Below are 17,922 nucleotides of genomic sequence, written 5' to 3'. Positions count from 1 at the left end.
CATTTGAATGAAGGGAGACCTCCGTAGAAAGCCCACGCGTGGACTTCACGGTCAGTCAAACTTGGCTTATTTTTCGCTTTAAACGATCTGTTATCCAAACCCTATGGTAGATGAAGGAATTTTTGATCAGCTAGAAGGCATGGAAAAACATGACCCATCCGTTCAAGTCAGTCAGTCCGGGACGCTTGTCGTTCTGCCTGAGTTGCTCCCCTAAGCGGCTGACGGAGCACGAAAGACCGTCACGAACCCGTCATGGAGCGCCCGGGTCAAACAGCCCTGATATGGACAGTACAGCAAGTTCTTGAACTATGATTCGGCGCGATTTTTTTCGTTGGCTGATGGCTTCGTCGACCCTTCTGGGTATTCGTTCCCTGCGTGCCCAGGACACCCCGACCGGCCATCCGGACCATGAAACCGTCGAGGCGAAGCCGGCTGCGGCCGCACCACCCTCCGAACAAGCCGGGACTGGCGATTTCCTGCCGGTGGAAACCCCCGATATCCCCAAGCTGCCCTGGCGCCTGGAAAACGGCGTCAAAGTCTTTCACCTCATTGCCGAGGTGGTGAAGCGCGAGTTCAAGCCCGGTTGGAGCTTCGACGTCTGGGGCTTCAACGGTCATATGCCGGGACCCACCATCGAGGTGAGGCAGGGGGATCGGGTGCGGATCGTCGTCGAGAATCGGCTGCCCGAGCCGACCTCCATGCACTGGCACGGCTTCGAGATCCCATTCGCGATGGACGGGGTGCCCGGCGTGCATCAGGATGCCATTCCGCCGGGCGGAAAGTACGTCTACGAATTCACCCTGCACCAGCACGGCACCTTCTTCTATCATTCGCACATGGCCATGCAGGAGATGATGGGAATGATCGGACTGTTCATCATGCACCCCAAGGAGCCGTACCAGCCCCGGGTCGACCGGGACTTCGGGTTGATCTTCCAGGAGTTCGCCATCCTGCCCAACAACACGGTGCCGAACAGCCTGTCGATGGAGTTCAACTGGCTTCCCATCAACGGCCGGGTGGGACCGGCGACGACCCCGCTCATCGTGCGTTTGGGCGATCGGGTGCGCATCCGCATGGTGAACCTGGGGATGGATCATCACCCCATTCACCTGCACGGCAATACCTTTTACGTGACCGGCACCGAGGCCGGTCGCGTGCCCGAGGCGGCCTGGACGCCGGCCAATACCGTGCTACTGGGGGTCGCTCAGGCGCGCGACATCGAGTTCGAGGCGAAGTATCCGGGCGACTGGCCGCTGCACTGTCACCTGCCCCATCACATGATGAACCACATGGCCTCCATGGTGGGTCCCCTGGCACACGTGGGCCGGGGCATGCATGCCGGCATGGGGATGACGGAAGGGATGGGCATGCCGCGGCAGGGTGATGCGCTTTCGGAGGAACAGGGTCCCAGCCTGGGGCGCACGATGGGCGGCGGCTCCGACCTGGAAAAACGGACGACTCACCTGCCGCCGCATGGCCAGCATGGCGCAGGGGCCAAGCCGCCGCGCGTCCCCGGCTATCCCCAGGACATGTTCATGGCGGAGGACGCAGCGGTCGCCAAACCGGAGACCCAGGGTCTGCGTCCCGGCTGGAGCGGCGGCATCCAGGGCATGATGACCCTGGTCCGCGTGCTCGAACCGGATCAGTACGAGAAGATTAAGGCACTTCAGTCCCGGGCGACCCAAGGGAAGCCGAAGCGAAGGACGCCACCCCATCACCATGGATAAGCCCTTGAGACGCACGACCGGTCGCTTTCCATGGTGCGTCCAACTCGCCAGCACGGTCCTGCTCGGTGGGTGGTGGATGGCGGAGCCGTTTGCCGCCGAGGCCGTCCGGCATGTCCATGAGCCGTCTCCTACCGCAACCGCTCCGCACAAACAGTCCCGACCGGCCCAAGGTGAGCTGACCCTGGAGCAACTGGAGCAGCTGGCGCTGGAGCGGAATCCGACCCTCGTTCAGGCGGCGGCCCGGATCGAAGCGGCGGCCCAGCGCAAGCTTCAGGCGGGGCTGTATCCCAATCCGGTGGTGGGCTACGACGGCCAGGAGATCAGCGAGCGGGCCTCGGGCGGCGAGCATGGGGGTTTCGTGGAGCAGACCCTTGTCACGGCGGGCAAGCTGGGGCTCAGCCGTCGGGTGTTCGAGCAGGAAGAGGCGCGCGCGGAGGCACAGGCCGAGGGGCAGCGTTTGCGGGTGCTGAACAATATTCGCTTGCTGTACTACGAGACCCTGGGCGCGCAGCAGCTCCTCACCCTGCGCGAACGGCTGGGGGAGCTTGCGCGAGAGGCTACCGAGATCACCCATCAGCTCATCAACGTCGGCCAGGCGGACCGCCCCGATCTGCTGCAGGCCGAAATCGAGGCGCGGCAGGCACAATTGGCGCGGGAGACCGCACGGAACGGCCTCGACCAGGTCTGGCGCCGGCTGGCGGCGGTCGTCGGCGCTGCCGAGCTGGAGCGCCGTCCGCTGGCCGGCACTCTGGAGGAGACCGTTCCCGATCTGACCTGGGAGGGCGCGGTGGCCTCCCTTTTCGAAGGCAGCCCGGAACTCAAGGTCGCCGAGGCCCAGGTGCGGCGCGCCGAAGCGGCGCTCAAGCGGGCGCAGGTCGAATGGATTCCCAACGTCACCGTGCGCCTCGGCGTCCATTACAACTTCGAGCGGTTCGCGCCGGGAAATCAGGTGGTCGGCCCGGAAGGCTTCGCCGAAGTCCGGGTGCCGCTGCCCGTGTTCGACCGGAATCAGGGCAACGTCGGGGCGGCGCACGCCGATCTCAACGGCGCGCGGCTCGAGGTCCAGCGCGTGGAACTGTCCCTCCAGCGACGGCTGTCGGCCGCCTACGCCGACTATCTCACTCAGCGTCAGACGGTGGAGACCTACCGCACTCACATTCTCGACGACGCCCGGCAGGCGTATGAAATGTACCTGCAGCGCTACCGGCAGATGGCCGCCGCCTATCCGCAGGTCCTGATCGCCCAGCGCACCCTGTTTCAGGCCCAGGCGGCCTATGTGACGGCCCTAGCCGGCCTCTGGCGGAGCGTCGCGGAAATCCGCGGTCTGCTCCTCTTGGACGGCCTTGCCGCACCGGGGGAACCCAGCGAACGACCATCCGACGCGCCCGGCGTCGAAGTGGAATCTGCGGCCTTGCCAAGCGCTGTCCGCGCCGTGGGACCAAATCCGGGCCGGGGAATCGAGCCGTAACGCAGAAGAATCCGGTCGATCTGAGCCTCCGAACCGTTTTCATGGGACTGTGCGGATTCTGATCCACGAGATCCATACCGGATCACTCTCGAAACCCCTTCGTCTCGCCCCCGATCGATCGCCCTAAACTCCTCGAAACCCTGCCTTGCCAGACGAACATCCCGGCAAAACGCCATCGAATGCCGGCGGGTTTCGAAAAAAGTGTGATCCAAATCGTCGGCTGTAACCAATTCCCTCACACCTCGAAGATATAGGGAGTTTGCCCATCGCTGGAATGGGGCTCGATGCGCTTCGGAATCCGGATGGCACGCCGATTGCCAATGAGTTTGCGTGCAGTTTCCGAGCTTTTGCGGCACGGAAACGAAGGGCTTTTGTGCGTCAGGTAGGCCATCGCGTCATTTCCTGATGAGTCAAGCCCAATCGCCGGCAGTATCGCCATAAGCCATGCGCCGGACGTCCCTCTTTGTAAACAACCCAGAATAGCAAGATGAGAATGAACCCGAAGATAAGCACCTTCCTGAAAAGACTGGCCGTGGCCCTGAGCGGCGTCCTTTTGATCGGTGTCGCAGAGGCGGCGGAGTACACGCTGACCGCCGAGGAGATCGACTGGGAGCCCCGCCCCGGTCTGAAACTGAAGGGCTGGGCCTACAACGGCCAGATTCCGGGCCCCGAGATCCGAGTCAAGGAAGGCGAACTCGTCACGATCCATTTCACCAACAATCTGCCGGTTCCGACGGGCATCCACTGGCATGGCGTCGAGGTTCCCGCCGACATGGACGGGGTTCCGGGGGTCAGCCAAGAGGCGGTACCGCCGGGCGGCAAATTCGTTTACAAGTTCATCGCCAAGCCGGCAGGGACACGTTTCTATCACACCCACGGTTCCGGCGGCCCGATCCCCGATGAAGCGATGCAGATGCAGATGGGCCTGTACGGAGCATTCATCGTCGAAGGGAAGAACGAGCGCCGGGCCGACCGGGAATACACCGTTATCCTCTCGGATCGAAACGAGAAGCTCGATCCCATGATGACCGACACGAATCCGGACTCCGTCTGATGGAGCCGAATCTCTTCTTTATGAACGGCAAAGCCTGGCCGGCCACCGATCATTTGATGGTCAACAAAGGCGAGCGGGTGAAGCTCCGTCTCATCAACGCCAGTTCCATGTCGATCCATCCCATGCACCTGCACGGTCACACGCTGAAGGTCGGGGCCATCGATGGCAACCGGCTCCCGATGCCGTTCTCCAGGGATACGGTGCCTCTGGCTCCCGGAGAGCGCTACGACCTCGAGTTCGTGGCGAAGAACCCAGGACGTTGGTCTTTCCACTGCCATGAGCTTCACCACGCCGATGCCGGGATGGGCACCTTATTCCGCTACGAGGGTTTCTAGCGCCATGCGAAGCGCCCATCAGGCAAATTGGAGCTTGCGCAGGATTGCGACAACGAGGATACCGCCGCGATAGAGCGCTGGCCTGACCGACTGCGGCCCGAGCTGGCCGCTCGGCTTTCGACCGATTTGAGGCAGGGACTCCGAAGCGAACGGGCCGCCGAGCGGCCGGCCGAGGAAGGACCGAACGAACTGCGAAAGGGCAAGGCGAACCCACGCTGGTCATTTTCGCCAATCAGTGCAAGAAGCTCGACCTTACTGAGTTTCAACCATTTTTAAAGGTAATAAAGGTAATGTGATGAAAAGATCAAAGATATTTGCCGTTTTGTGGCTCATAACGCCCTTGAGCCTGCCGAGCTTCGCCCATGAAAAGCAGAAAGCCCCTGCCCACCAACATGCCGAAGGTCAAAAGACACAGGGCACCAGCGGCGGCATGGACATGGACAAGTCCCTGCAGGAAATGCAGGACAGCATGCTCAAGATGCACGACCTCATGAATCGAATTCTGCAGGCGAAGGACCCCCAGGAGATACAACGACTGAAGCAGGAGCATCTTCAACTGATGAAGGAACATATGCAGATGATGCACGAACGCATGCCGATGATGCACGGCATGGCCGCGAAAAATCCGCCCGAAACCAAACCGAGCCATACGCACGAAACGGCGCCCGCCAACCAGGACCATCAGCACTAGTGCGATGCCGTGCCGGGGCTTGGCTCCGGCACATGCAAAGGCTCTGTTTGAACCCAACAATGGCGGAGACGGCGACAGCGCTGTAACGAGTTCTACCGCAGCGTTCCTCAACCGATGAAGACTTTGTTATCCATGACCGACTTTATTTCACAGGTTCTGCCGGGCGTCGGCGAGATGGCCAATATCCATCCGCTGCTGGTGCATTTTCCCATCGCTCTTTTAAACGCCTTTGTTGCGATGGAGCTGCTTGGTTTGCTCCTCGCCAAGAAAGAGCTGAGAACGGCAGCTTCTTGGATGCTTTATCTCGGCACTTTGGGTGCTCTTGCTGCCGTTGCCGCTGGATTATGGGCGGCCAGCACTCTACCTCACAACGAGGAAGTCCATGAAATCATGGCCAGACACAGGACCTACGGTCTCACCGTGTTGTCGTTCGCGATAATTCTGTCCCTTTGGAGGATGATCGCCGGTAGCGCGATTTCGAAAATCGGACAGTTCTTTCAGCTCCTTTTCGGCGTAATCATGGTTGGCACAATGACCTTCGGCGCCGACCTCGGGGGCTTGATGGTCTACAAGTACGGCGTGGGAACCAAGGCGGCATGTCCGCCGCAAGAGCCCCATCCCAGCGGAACGGCCGATACGGGGGAAGGAGCGTTTTCCAGCCTGGAGGAACATCACCATGAAGCCGGGATGGAAACGCCGCCTTGCGGTGAAGATCCGGTGAGCGCGGAACACATTCATGCCCATCATACCCATTAGTGGAGAAAGAACTCTTTCGGAAGAACGACGCACCGCACTGAGCGAGGATCAGGTGGGGCATACGACAAATGGATTCTGCAAAGGAGGACAAAAATCGTGAGAGGAGGCATTGCCGATGCGCAGATCGACCCCGAGATTATTGCTCTTCATCGCGGCGATTCTGACGGCCTGCGCGCCGGGTCAGCCGTATCGGGCGACTGGGGAACAGCCCCTGGAAGAAGCCATCGCCAAGGCAAGAACCAAAGCCGACCATGAGGCTTTGGCCGTCCGTTACGAGCGGGAGGCCGAGGCACTCCGAGCTAAGGCGGAACAACATCGAAGGATCGCTGACTATTATCGCCAGTACGGTGGACACGTGCTGGTGCGAAGGTCGCTCATGGAGTACTATCTGCGGCTTGCCGCCAACTATTGGGAAGCGGCAGAGGAGAAGCTGAGTCTCGCCAAGCTGCATCGCCAGTTGGCGACGCAAACGCCACCATGACCTTCGGATGTCGGATGGGTATGAGTGCTCGGAAAAACGATAAGGATGAGGTTATGTATCGCTGGATCCACGCCTTGAAGATAACGCCACTCATCTTGCTGGCCCTTCTCCTCGGGCCCAAAAGCCTCTTGGCCGTGCCGAGCATGGGGCGGCAGATGGGCATGGAGTGCGCTTCCTGCCACACGGTTTTCCCGGAGCTGACCCCGTTCGGGAGACAGTTCAAGTTGCGGGGGTTTTCCATGAGCGGCCCCCCGCGCGAGAAATCGCTCCTGACGATCTTGCCGATCTCCGGGCTGCTGCAGGCTTCGATTACGTCTACTGCGAAGACCAACACCACCGGCGCGAGACCTTCGGATTTTCCCCGGGACGGCGACCCGCTCCTGCAAGCGGCGGGCGTGTATTACGGGGGGAAGATCATCGGTAACTCGGGCGCTCTGGTGCAGTTTTCTTATGACGGCATCGAGGAACGGTGGGCCATGGAGATGTTCGATGCCCGCTATGCGGACAGCTTCACCCTCGCCAACAAGGAATGGGTGTACGGCCTCACCCTGAGCAACACCCCGACGGTAACGGACATCTACAACAGCACCCCGCAGTGGGCATTTCCCCACACCGAAACGGCGGCCGTGCAACCCGCGGCCAGCACGCTTTTGGACTTGCGGCTGGCCTCCCAAGTGGGCGGGGTGGGCACCTACGTGATGTGGAACAACCTGGTGTATGCGGAAGCAGCCTTCTATCGCGCTGGCCGACATGGAGCTGCACGGGCGCTGACCGCCGGTAACCCGATCGAAAACGTCGTCGACGACTTCGCGCCGTACTGGCGCGTCGCCCTGCAGCGCGAGTGGGGATCCCACAGCCTTTCGGTCGGCACTTATGGGATGGTGGCCGACCTCTTCCCCGAAGGCGAACTGAGCGGGCCGACCAACCGGTTCCGGGATCTGGCCTTCGATGCGCAATACCAATACATCGCTGAAGACCACATCTTCACGGCTCAGGCGAACTATATCCATGAAAAGCAGACCTGGGCCGCCGGTTTCGTGGAGGGCGAAGCGTCCAACCGCTCCGATACGCTACGAACACTCAAGGCGGATGTGCATTATTACTTCCAGCGGAAATATGGCTTGGGAATCCAGTATTTCTTCACGCGCGGCGATCGCGACGAACTCCTCTACAACACCGGGGAACCGGTCTTCGGCAGTGCTACAGGAAGCCCCAATACGGATGGCTGGCTGGCGGAGCTGAATTACCTGCCCTTGCCCTATCTGAAACTGGCGCTGCGCTATACCGGCTATACCCAGTTTAATGGCGCAAGCAACAACTACGACGGTTTCGGCCGGGATGCGGGGGACAACAACTCGCTCTTTTTCCTGACTTGGGTTCTGTTCTGAGGATGACCGGCCGCCGGTTCGGTTACGGTGCGCGTTCATGAACATTCGGCAACTTCGAAGGAGGATGACATGAGAAGCTTACGAGATACCAGCTTGGCGCTATTGGCTTTATTGGCTGCTGATCCCACGGCGGCGGCCGAAGGCGAACAGATTTACGTCAAAGCCTGTGCTATGTGCCACAACGCCATGCCCCCCAAACTCGGCGACAAGAAGGCGTGGGAGCCGCGCCTCCAGCAAGGCAAGGAAGCCCTCGTGGCCACCGTCATCAAGGGCAAGGGGGCGATGCCGCCCAAAGCCGGCAATCCCGCGCTGTCGGAGAAGGACATCGAGGCCGCTGTGGATTACATGCTGAACCAAGTGAAGTGAAAAGCACGCCGGCCGACCAAGAAGGCTATATCCCCGCCTTGGGTTTCAAGTGGCTGACACCGCTCTACGACCCGGTGCTGAAATGGCTCTTTCGAGAATCGCGATTCAAGCGCCGGTTGATCGAGCAGGCGCAGATTCAACCCGGCCATCGGGTGCTGGACCTGGGGTGCGGCACGGGAACGCTCACGATCCTGGTCAAGCAGAGGCATCCCGAGACGGAGGTCGTCGGGCTGGATGTGGATGCCCAAGTGCTGGAAATAGCCCGAAAGAAAGCCGCGAAGGCGGGCGTAGACATCACTTGGCATCAAGGGACAGGCTACCGACTGCCTTATCCCGGAAATTCCTTCGACCGTGTGCTGTCCAGTTTGGTATTCCATCATTTGAATGCGGAAAACAAACGGTGGGCACTGCAAGAAGTCTTTCGGGTCCTTCGGCCCGGAGGCGAATTGCACGTGGCCGATTTCGGAAGACCCCACAATGGATTGACCTATTTCCTTTCCTGGATCGTGCGATGGGTTCGAGGAAGTCGAGGACAACATCCAGGGCTTATTGCCGATCCTGTTCCGCGATGCCGGCTTCGATCCGGTCGAGGAAACCGGGCAGTCCACCACGATCGCGGGGACGCTCTCTTTGTATCGGGCGTGCAAACCGATCGATCCACCTGAACCTGGAAGTCAGCCATGGCCGTCATAGAAACCCCTCCCCAGCACCGTTTTCCCTGGTACGTGCGGCTGTTCTTCTGGAATCAGGAGCGCCGTTACGGCGCCGTGCTGGAATCCGCCCGCCTGTGGGCCCGCACGCCCAAGGTGTTCGTTGCCCTGGCCCTCCTCTACGGCGCTTTCGATCGACGGTCTTCACCCTTGGAGCCGGTCTTGCGTACACTCATCACCGTGCGCGTCTCCCAGATCAACGGGTGCGCTTTCTGCGTCGATCTCAATTCTGCCGTGGGGCTACGGCGCGGCATCGATGCCGATAAACTGGCGGTGTTGGCGGAATACGAAACCAGCCCCCTGTTCACCGACCGGGAAAAAGCGGCGCTGGCCTATGCCGAGGCGGTCACCGATTCGGCCCGGCAGCCGACGCCGACACACTTCGAGCGGCTGCGCCGCCATTTTGACGACGACGCGATCATCGAACTGACCGGCCTGATCGCCTTTCAAAACCTGTCCAGCAAGTTCAATGCGGCGTTGGGAGTGGCGCCGCAGGGGTTTTGCACTCCGCCGCTCCCGCAAGATGATTGAACCATAAAGGACTTGAAAGGAGGATAACCATGGAGATCACTTTTCTGGGTGCCTGCGGCACCGTCACCGGTTCAAAGTATCTGGTCACCGCCAGCATCAGAACGAAAAAGGGTGGCGTCCCATTTTTCGGACTGATCGCCTTAGTCGCGGAAGCCGAGCCGGTAAAGCGCGTCCTGGCTCATATTCCTGCACGCCATCAGGAACGCCAAACACGGGCACTGGGATGAAGGCTATGTGAGAAGCACGGGAGACCTTCGCATGGATAACCGGTATCGCCGCCGCGGAATGTTTTCACGCCTCGGTGTTCCCTTCCGTGTGACGGCCTTGGGATTGGGACTGGCCTTTGCGGTTCCGAGTCCCGGTCAGATATCGCTTGGCGGGCACGAAGCCCATCATCCTGGTCAAGGGCAGGCAGGGCCGGGCGCCTCGCAACCTGCCGGTCCAGGAGCGGCGGGCGAGGTGGGCGAAGGCATGGGCGAAATGATGCGGGAGATGGGGGCGCCCCCGCCAAAAGAGTTATACCCGTCGCTCATGGCGCTCCCTTCAGACCTGCCGTCTGAGAAACGTAACGAGCTTCAACAACAGGCCCACGAACGGATGACAGCGGGGATGGAACTTCTGTCCGAGGGATTGGAGGCGCTATCGAAGTCGGCAGCCCGCGACGACTTTCCCGCCCTCGAGGAGGCGACGGCGCGCCTGCGGCAAGGGCTGGCGCAGTTTGAGAGCGGTCTTGCGGCGTACCGGGCGTTGGCTGAAGGGAAGGTCACTCGCAGTGTGGCGCTCGAATGGTTCAAGCGTGAAATGAACCTCGCGACCTCTGTGCCCGAGGAGGCGCCGCACGGCTTGTTCGGGTTGTCGTGGTTCCACTATGTCACCATGTTCATCCTGCTGGCTTTCGCGGGCACGATGATCTGGATGTCGGTTCAGAGGATGAACCGGGCGGGAGCGTTACTGCGGAATCTGACCTCCGGCAAGCAGGCCGTTACCGCGATGCCGGCCAGCAGTCCACAGACCAGAGTGGCGGGCACGACTCCCACGGCGGCCGCCGAGACACCGACACCAGCGCCCGCCACGGCTCCAACAACGTACCAGGTCGTTGTGCCGACCACGCTCCCGGCCGGCCACTGGTCCGGGCAACTCCGCGTGGCCCTGATCTTTCAAGAGACCGCCGATGTGCGCACGTTCCGTCTGACGCATCCGGCCGAGGGCGATCTGCCCTTTGTCTTCGAGCCCGGCCAGTTCCTGACCGTCTCCGTCACGATCGAGGGCAAGGAAGCGAAACGTTCGTACTCAATCGCCTCCTCGCCGTGCTGCCGCAGCTGGTGTGAGATCACGGTCAAGCAGGCGCCGGAGGGCCTGGTTTCGGGGTTCCTGCACGAGCGGGTCAAGACGGGCGATCTGATCGGGGCTTCGGGTCCGTATGGGAAATTCAGCTTTCGCGGCACGGAAGCGCCCGATATCGTTCTGATTGCGGGCGGTGTGGGCATCACGCCGCTGATGAGCGCCCTGCGCTATCTGACCGACCAGAGCTGGGCGGGAGAGATCTTTCTCATCTACGCCTGCGCGACGATGGCGGATGTGATCTTCCGCGAGGAACTGGAATACCTCATCCGGCGTCATCCCAATCTGCACGTCACATTTGTGCTCAGCCAGGAGACCTCGGCGGCATGGACCGGACCGCGTGGGCGTATCACCAAAGATCTGCTCCTCCAGGCGGTCCCTGATCTGAGGACCCGCCGTGTGCATCTTTGCGGGCCACCGCCCATGATGGAAGCGGTGAAGACGATGCTGGCCGAGATCGGGGTCCCGCCCGACCAGGTGCAAACCGAAACCTTCCTCGGCGCGGAGCCGCGTCCCTCGCCTCCGGCCGGCGTGCCGGTTTCCGCTATGCCGCCGCCGGCGGTGGCCGCCGCCTTATGTACGTTCGTCCACTCGGGCAAGACCGCACCGTTGCCGCCGGACAAGACCGTGCTGGAAGCCTCCGAGGACGTCGACGTCAACATCGACTACTCCTGCCGCCAAGGCTACTGCGGGGTGTGCAAGACGAAACTGCTGTCCGGCCAGGTCACCATGGCCGTCGAAGACGGCTTGATGCCGGAAGACAAGGCGTCTGGATTCATTCTGGCCTGCCAGGCGAAATCCACGGCGGATGTTGCAGTCGAGGCGTAGCTCATGCAGGAACGCGAACGCGTCGTCATCGCCGGTCTCATCGTCCTCATGCTGGTGCTGGGGCTAGGGTTCTTCGTGCATCGCTCGCCGCGATTTGCCGGCTCGCTTGCCGGCGGCGTGCTGGGTGTGTCCGGCGCGCTGCTCATGGTGACCCCGCTGGCCTATGCCCTGGTCAAACGGGTGGGTCCGGTGAAGAGCGCCGTCACGCGGAAAGTCTCCCTGCGGACCCTGCTGGCGTGGCACGTCTACACGGGAATTGTGGGGCCGATCCTGGGTCTCCTGCACACCGGACACAAGTTTCAGAGTCCGCTGGGCATGCTGCTGACCGGCACCATGCTGATCGTCGTCTTGACCGGCTTCGTCGGCCGCTATCTGTTGAACCGGTGTTCGCAGGAAATTCGAGAACAGAGAGAGACGCTTTCAAGACTCCAAACGCAGTACGATGCCGCTGTGCTCGAGCTGGGGCAGCATGCCGAACCGGCGCTGGCTTTCGCAACCCAAGGCCTATTGGCGCGTCTCCTGGCAGGATTGTTCCTTCCGAGCACGGCCATCGCCGGCGTCGGAGGCGTGACCGCGGCACAGGCGGTTCGCTTGGCGGAGGCCATCGCGGATGTCGAGTACTCGATCAAGATGCATGACGTTTTCCAGGCCGCGTTCAATCGTTGGCTGAAATGGCATATCGGGTTTTCGGTCGTTCTGTATCTCCTGCTGGGTATTCATGTCTGGTCGGGCCTGTATTATGGGCTGAGGTGGTTTCACCCGTGAGCAAGGGGCTCTTGATGGTGATCGTGCTCGGTCTCGTTCTGGCGGCGGTCGCCTTGGGCGCATTTCAGGTGCACGTGACGGCCAATGCCGGGCGTTTGCAGCGCTTCATCAGTCCCGGCGAGCTGTCGGCCGCCCATGGGTTCCTGGAAGAGAAATGCTCCGCTTGTCACACGTCGATTCACGGTGTCGAAGCGGCCAAGTGCATCGTCTGTCATGCCAACAATGAGCCCCTTCTCCAGCGGCAGCCTACCGCGTTTCATGCCAATATCGGCCGATGCGCCGGATGCCACATCGAACACCAGGGCGTGAGTATTCGTCCAGTCGTGATGGACCATGCTCTACTCGCCCGGATTGGCTGGGATGACTTGAGCACATCCGCGCCGGAGACCGAATCCCGTGTCACGGCCGACCGGATTCGGCACTGGCTGCGCGATCGGCCCGGAGGCTTGACTCGGCTGGATGCAGCGCTGGATTGCGCGACGTGCCACGCGACGAAAGACCGACACATCGGCCTGTTCGGCGCCGATTGCAGTCAGTGCCATGGGACCAAGCAGTGGACGATCGCCGGATATCGGCATCCTTCGGCCCGATCGCTGGATTGCGCACAGTGTCACCAGGCTCCGCCGAGCCATTACATGGAGCATTTCCGGATGGTGTCGCAAAGAGTAGTCGGAAAACCGCATGCACCGGTGAACCAGTGTTACCTCTGCCATCAAACAACGGCATGGAACGACATCAAGGAGGTTGGATGGTACAAGCACCACTAGGGCCACCCAGTTCCACGGCACGGGCACGAGCACCGCCGTTTCTGCGAAGCCGCTTCCGGCGCGCTCCGGCGCCGCCTTACCCGGAGAGAAAACCGCAACACTCAAGATCAACGACAGAGAGGATCATATGTCTACGAAACACTTCATGCAGATCATGGTGGTCGTGGCGACCATTGTCACATTCGGCTCGGTACCTGTGCTCGCTCAGGAGAAGGGTCACGGCATGATGGAGCAAGGCCGTGGCATGGGCGGAATGGGACAGCAGCGCGGAATGAGGGGCACAGGCATGATGGACAAGAAGATGCAGGAGCTACGTCACCACCAGAAGATGATGGAAGGCATCAAGGACCGGGATCAGATGATGACCGAGATGAGAAAGCACATGCAGATGATGACCGACATGATGGAAGAGATGACGCGTCAGCAAGAAGGGGCAACGGGCGGCTCCGAAGGAATGCCCGAACACCCGATGCCGGAACAGCCGATGCCGCAACAGCCGTAATGCTAGCCTCCCAAGGCCGCTGATCGGGAGTCGTGTAATCTTGTCTGCGGGCGATGGATAGCTCTGGAAACCCAAACCGCCAGCGGTGGGACCGATTGCAACGCGGACCGGCTTCCACGCATCCTCGCCCTCGCCGGCTGCCTCATCGCGGCCCTGGGGTTCGCCACGGCCGTAGCGGGGCAGCCGTGTCCCACGAAATAGCGGGATCTCCACCGACAGGAACAGCAACATCTTTGGGGCAAGCCCATACCCGATTCATCGAGGCGGCGCGGCGCCTCCGGGTGGATCCGTCGCGTGCCGTGGTCGTGGAGGACGCCGTTGCCGGCGTTCAGGCGGGGCGTCGGGGCGATTCGGCCGCGTGACCGGCGTGGACCGGACATCCGGAGGCCCTGAAGCAAGCCGGCGCTCAGGTCGTGGTGGCGGACTTCGCGGCGCTGGCGGTGGATCGATGACGGCGCCTCTTCCGTCACCCCGCCGGGCAGCACGCGGTCAGCACGAGGATCGGGCCGAACGCGTTTCGCAGCACGTAGCGGAACGTGGCGGCCCGGTCGGGCGCCAGGCTCCCGCGCCAGGGCAGCACGATCAGGTCTCCGCCGTGGTCCCGCGCAAAGCGGATGATCTCGGGTCCCGGCTCGCCCGTCGCGAAAAACATCTCCATTTTTTCCTTCTGCAAGTCGTCCGCCAAGCAGCAAAAACAGACCCGGTCCAGAAACTCCTGTCCCCACGCCGGCCATTCATGCTGCGGTTGATCGATATATTGCGGCGCGGTCATCGCACCGGGCTCTTCGGGCGCTTCGGTTTTGGCCCCGGATACGTGCAGGGCCAGGAGATTCGCGCCCGCCCGCCGGGCCCAATGCAGGGCCGGCCCCAAGGCCCGCGCGGTTTCGGGAGTGCCGTCCTGGGGCAAGATCATCCGCCGCAACGTCCAGGACTCCATCTCCGGGGCATGGGGCACCAGGAGCACGGGACAGGAGACGCGTTGCAACACCGCTTCGGCGACGGAACCGGGACGACTGTCCCGGCGTTCTTCATCGGACAGGGGCAGGACGATGCAGGGGCAGCGGTGTGCTAGGGCGGCTTGCGCGAGCGCTCCGGCGGCATCGCGCCCGGCTTCAGCGAACACGGCACTCCGGAGCAGATCGGCCGCTTGGGGGACGGTCCGCCCGAAGGCTTCGAGCAGAGCCTCCCGCGTGTCATCGGATACGACGACCGGCGTGGCCGCCAAATGCTCGGCCAGGACCCGCGCCACGGCCAGCACCGACGCCGAAGGCGGCGTCTTGTCGAGCCATAGGACGATGCGGCGCATTTCCATTTCCGGAACCTCCTGCCAACCCCCTTCAGTTTGCCGCCAAAGGACCCGCGAGCCGGATTCGAGCCGCACCGGCGGCGCCTCTCCGACCTGAACCGTCACCGGCGTTTTCCCTTCCGCTACTATTTCGATCTCCCGGCCTTGGATTCGAACCCGCAGGCGGCTCCCCCGCCACCTGACCGGAAACCGGAGTTCCGGCCAGTTGGGCGGGCTATGGGGCGCAAAGGCCAAACCGTCGGGCGCAAGCCGCAGTCCGGCAAAACCGAGGACGGCCGCCTGCCACAGACCGCCGAGGGCCGCGGCATGCACGCCGCCGGCGGCATTGCCCATGTTGTCGGACAGGTCGATCTCCGCGCCCCGGCGGAAATAACCCATCGCCAGCTCGATCAGGCCCAGCCGGGCCGCGAGACAGGCGTGGATCGACGGGCTCAGGGAACTGCCGTGGGCGGTGCGCGGTGCGTAGTAGCGGAAATTGGCCGCGCGCACTTCCGGAGTGAACCGCTCCCACAGCAGGTAGATCAGCATCAGCACGTCGGCCTGCTTGACGACCTGGGCACTTTGCGTGCGCGCCCGGCCGAGAATCACGTCCAGCGGCACGGTATGCGGGGCGTACTGGGCGAGGTTGATGTCTTCCAACCGGAAGAAGCCGGCGAATTGTTCGAACAGGCCGGTGTGCGGATCGAAGCCGGTATACATCCGGCGGGCCAGGTCTTCCCAAACGTCCGGTTCATCCCCGGTGAGGTTCAGATCGGCGGCCAGCTTCGACCAGCGTTCGGGCCAGCGCGCGGCCAAAAGGCGGGCGGTTTCGGCGGCGCGTTCCAGGTTCCATTGCGCCATCCCGTTGGTGTAGGCGTTGTCGTCCACGCTCTCGTGGTATTCGTCGGGACCGATCACCCGCCGGATGTGGTAAAGCCCATCGGCGTCGATCCGGCCGCGGCTGGCCCAGAATCGGGCTGTTTCGAGCAGAATTTCCGCCCCCGCTTGCCGCAGAAATTCGTCGTCCCCGCTGGCCTGCCAGTAGTGCCAGACGGCATAGGCGACGTCGGCGGCGATATGGTGTTCCTGTTCGCCGCTCAGGATGCGCACCACTTCGCCACGGGCGCCGATGGCATGGGACGGCGTCGTCTCCTCGCCGGTGTCGGTGGATTCCCAGGCGTACAGGGCACCCCGGAATCCCAGCCGTTCGGCCTTTTTTCTCGCGGCGGGCAGGGTGTGATAGCGGTACATCAAGAGCGCCCGCGCCGAGGGCGGGTGGGTGAAGAGATAGAAGGGCAGCATGAAGATCTCGGTGTCCCAGAAGACATGCCCTTTGTAAGCCGCCCCGGTGAGCGCCCGCGCCCCGATGGAAACCCGTTCGTTATCCGGGTCGGCGGCCCCGATCAGGTGATAGCTCGCAAAACGCAGCGCCCGTTGCGCCGGTTCGTCACCCCGGATTTCGATATCAGAGGAGCGCCAGCGCCGTTCCCAGGCCTGCGCGTGGGCCTCAAACACGGCCTGAACACCGTTCCTCGACACCTCATCCAGGTGCCGAGCCGCGGCGGCGGCGGGATCGCTGCAATCGCGGGACGTATAGACCACGACGAATCGGTCGAGCCGATAGGTTTGGCCCGGTTCGGCCTCGATCTCCCACGACTCGCTGAGGCGGTTGCCGGCCCTCTCCACAGCGCCATGAAGTGGCTCCGCCTGATCGACCCGCAATTGCCCTGCCGTGGCGAGGGCCACCCGGATGCCGGTTCGATGGGTGCGGAGTTCGAGCACATGGGCGGCATCGCGGGCGGCCGGGAGCGGTGCGCAGGACACCGGCGCCAGCCGAACCCGTCCGGGCCGATCAGGCACGGGTTCCATGACGATCCGGAGATTGACGCGCAGACGGCGGGTCTCCGCCCGGAGCCACAGCGATTGCAAGAGGACATGCCGATCGGCCAGCGAGGTCAGCCGGAAGCCGTGCATCTTAAGGACTCCGCGCGCCGCATCTCGGTAAAGCAGTTCCCGCCACAGCACGGCCGTGCGGAAATCCAGGAGACGGCAATGGTTCACGACCTCGGAATCATCCAGATGGAAATCCCGGCCGTCGATCAGGATCCGCAACGTCATCCAGTCCGGAGCCGCGGCCAGTTCCGGGATCGTGGCGGATGGGTGGGTATCATAGATGCCGGCGATGAACGTGGCGGGATCGGAAAGACGGCCGCCTTCGGCGAGCGATCCGCGGGAGCCGGCATAGCCGTTGGACAGTGCGAACAGCGATTCGAACTCGTGCTCGCGGATCGGGTTGAATCCGTCTTCCTTGAGATGCCATGACGCATCGTCCGTCGGTGATAGGAGAAACATGGGATTCGGTACCTCCTAATCGGCGCCCATCGCGAACAGAGCTTGGTCTTAGCAGGGTCCGAACGGCAAATGCTTATCCGGACCTTATCCGGAAGGCCTCATCGTGCAATTTTCCACTGAGCCGGAAGCCGAGAATCTTCGGGGAACCGGTATCGAGTTGCGCAGTCGTCGTCTTGACCTCCCATGGGAGACCGCCGCGTAACCTCGATCAACGGGTGAGCACTCCCCATGGCCGATTAGACCGAGCCATTGGAAAAATCTCCCGCTCAAGTACGGTGCCCGAACCTTTGTCTCCCGGAATTCCTCGGGACCGCCGATGACCTCGATGGTCGGTAACTCCAAACTTATCCATTGATTAATTAATAAAACCTCGTTTGTTGAGCCGTTCCCGCGGTCTGCGGTACCGTCTGAGGTTATGAGCTCATAAAAGGCGAGTACCCCTCAAGTACCATTGTTTTTTCCGGGTGGAGATTGACTGGTTGTGCGCATGCAAGCTCCCTGCAATTAACAATTGAGCACTCAAGCGGGTCCGCCGATCTTCCAGAGCACGGGCTGAGCCGTCGAAGATAGGGCGA

The 17,922-nt window shown here is 62.2% G+C and carries 18 protein-coding genes; 17 read left to right on the top strand and 1 reads right to left on the bottom strand.

Annotated elements, in window-relative coordinates; genetic code table 11:
- Positions 1-308 precede the first annotated feature (308 nt).
- From B2A78_RS09295 to B2A78_RS26870, 17 genes are all read left to right on the top strand, one after another.
- On the top strand, positions 309-1,727 hold the full coding sequence (locus tag B2A78_RS09295; protein WP_077729714.1) for a copper oxidase: 1,419 nt from the start codon (positions 309-311) through the stop codon (positions 1,725-1,727).
- Between the two features lie 76 nt (positions 1,728-1,803).
- On the top strand, positions 1,804-3,195 hold the full coding sequence (locus tag B2A78_RS09290) for a TolC family protein (RefSeq protein WP_168175382.1): 1,392 nt from the start codon (positions 1,804-1,806) through the stop codon (positions 3,193-3,195).
- A gap of 493 nt (positions 3,196-3,688) precedes the next feature.
- The gene (locus B2A78_RS09285; protein WP_168175381.1) at positions 3,689-4,249 is read left to right on the top strand and encodes a multicopper oxidase domain-containing protein; all 561 of its coding nucleotides are present in this window, start codon (positions 3,689-3,691) and stop codon (positions 4,247-4,249) included.
- Positions 4,249-4,584: a multicopper oxidase domain-containing protein gene (locus tag B2A78_RS09280; protein ID WP_077729711.1), complete on the top strand. Its 336-nt coding sequence runs from the start codon at positions 4,249-4,251 to the stop codon at positions 4,582-4,584. The genes B2A78_RS09285 and B2A78_RS09280 overlap by 1 nt, the downstream gene beginning before the upstream one ends.
- Positions 4,585-4,879: 295 nt before the next feature.
- On the top strand, positions 4,880-5,275 hold the full coding sequence (locus B2A78_RS09270) for a hypothetical protein (RefSeq protein ID WP_077729709.1): 396 nt from the start codon (positions 4,880-4,882) through the stop codon (positions 5,273-5,275).
- Between the two features lie 132 nt (positions 5,276-5,407).
- Positions 5,408-6,031, top strand: a complete 624-nt coding sequence (locus B2A78_RS09265; protein WP_168175380.1) for a DUF2231 domain-containing protein — start codon at positions 5,408-5,410, stop codon at positions 6,029-6,031.
- Between the two features lie 115 nt (positions 6,032-6,146).
- The gene (locus B2A78_RS09260) at positions 6,147-6,512 is read left to right on the top strand and encodes a hypothetical protein (protein WP_077729707.1); all 366 of its coding nucleotides are present in this window, start codon (positions 6,147-6,149) and stop codon (positions 6,510-6,512) included.
- A gap of 53 nt (positions 6,513-6,565) precedes the next feature.
- Positions 6,566-7,900, top strand: a complete 1,335-nt coding sequence (locus B2A78_RS09255; RefSeq protein WP_077729706.1) for a hypothetical protein — start codon at positions 6,566-6,568, stop codon at positions 7,898-7,900.
- A gap of 69 nt (positions 7,901-7,969) precedes the next feature.
- Positions 7,970-8,266 (top strand): c-type cytochrome, encoded by a 297-nt coding sequence (locus B2A78_RS09250; protein WP_077729705.1) that lies wholly within the window; start codon positions 7,970-7,972, stop codon positions 8,264-8,266.
- Positions 8,263-8,931 carry a class I SAM-dependent methyltransferase gene (locus tag B2A78_RS09245; RefSeq protein WP_205780718.1) on the top strand — a complete coding sequence of 223 codons (669 nt, stop codon included), beginning with the start codon at positions 8,263-8,265 and terminating at the stop codon, positions 8,929-8,931. The genes B2A78_RS09250 and B2A78_RS09245 overlap by 4 nt, the downstream gene beginning before the upstream one ends.
- Positions 8,932-8,946: 15 nt before the next feature.
- On the top strand, positions 8,947-9,507 hold the full coding sequence (locus B2A78_RS09240) for a carboxymuconolactone decarboxylase family protein (RefSeq protein ID WP_077729704.1): 561 nt from the start codon (positions 8,947-8,949) through the stop codon (positions 9,505-9,507).
- Positions 9,508-9,536: 29 nt separating this feature from the next.
- Positions 9,537-9,734: a hypothetical protein gene (locus B2A78_RS09235; RefSeq protein ID WP_077729703.1), complete on the top strand. Its 198-nt coding sequence runs from the start codon at positions 9,537-9,539 to the stop codon at positions 9,732-9,734.
- Positions 9,735-9,765: 31 nt separating this feature from the next.
- Positions 9,766-11,676: a 2Fe-2S iron-sulfur cluster-binding protein gene (locus tag B2A78_RS09230; protein WP_205780717.1), complete on the top strand. Its 1,911-nt coding sequence runs from the start codon at positions 9,766-9,768 to the stop codon at positions 11,674-11,676.
- Between the two features lie 3 nt (positions 11,677-11,679).
- Entirely contained in the window at positions 11,680-12,441 is a 762-nt protein-coding gene (locus B2A78_RS09225) for a hypothetical protein (protein ID WP_077729702.1), read from the top strand.
- The gene (locus B2A78_RS09220) at positions 12,438-13,208 is read left to right on the top strand and encodes a hypothetical protein (protein ID WP_077729701.1); all 771 of its coding nucleotides are present in this window, start codon (positions 12,438-12,440) and stop codon (positions 13,206-13,208) included. Before B2A78_RS09225 ends, B2A78_RS09220 begins: the two co-directional genes overlap by 4 nt.
- Before the next feature lie 145 nt (positions 13,209-13,353).
- Complete coding sequence (locus tag B2A78_RS09215) at positions 13,354-13,710, top strand: hypothetical protein (RefSeq protein WP_143735118.1); 357 nt, start codon at positions 13,354-13,356, stop codon at positions 13,708-13,710.
- A gap of 233 nt (positions 13,711-13,943) precedes the next feature.
- Positions 13,944-14,072, top strand: coding sequence for a hypothetical protein (locus B2A78_RS26870; protein ID WP_276205388.1), 129 nt, complete (start codon positions 13,944-13,946; stop codon positions 14,070-14,072).
- Between the two features lie 104 nt (positions 14,073-14,176).
- Here B2A78_RS26870 and B2A78_RS09210 read toward each other — a convergent pair whose 3' ends face one another.
- Positions 14,177-17,347: a universal stress protein gene (locus B2A78_RS09210; RefSeq protein WP_077729699.1), complete on the bottom strand. Its 3,171-nt coding sequence runs from the start codon at positions 17,345-17,347 to the stop codon at positions 14,177-14,179.
- Positions 17,348-17,922 lie beyond the last annotated feature (575 nt).

Origin of the sequence: Methylocaldum sp. 14B, assembly GCF_002005105.1 — a bacterium.
GTDB lineage: Bacteria > Pseudomonadota > Gammaproteobacteria > Methylococcales > Methylococcaceae > Methylocaldum.
The sequence above is the reverse complement of the archived record's forward strand: the minus strand, read 5'-3'. Positions and strand labels throughout refer to the sequence as shown.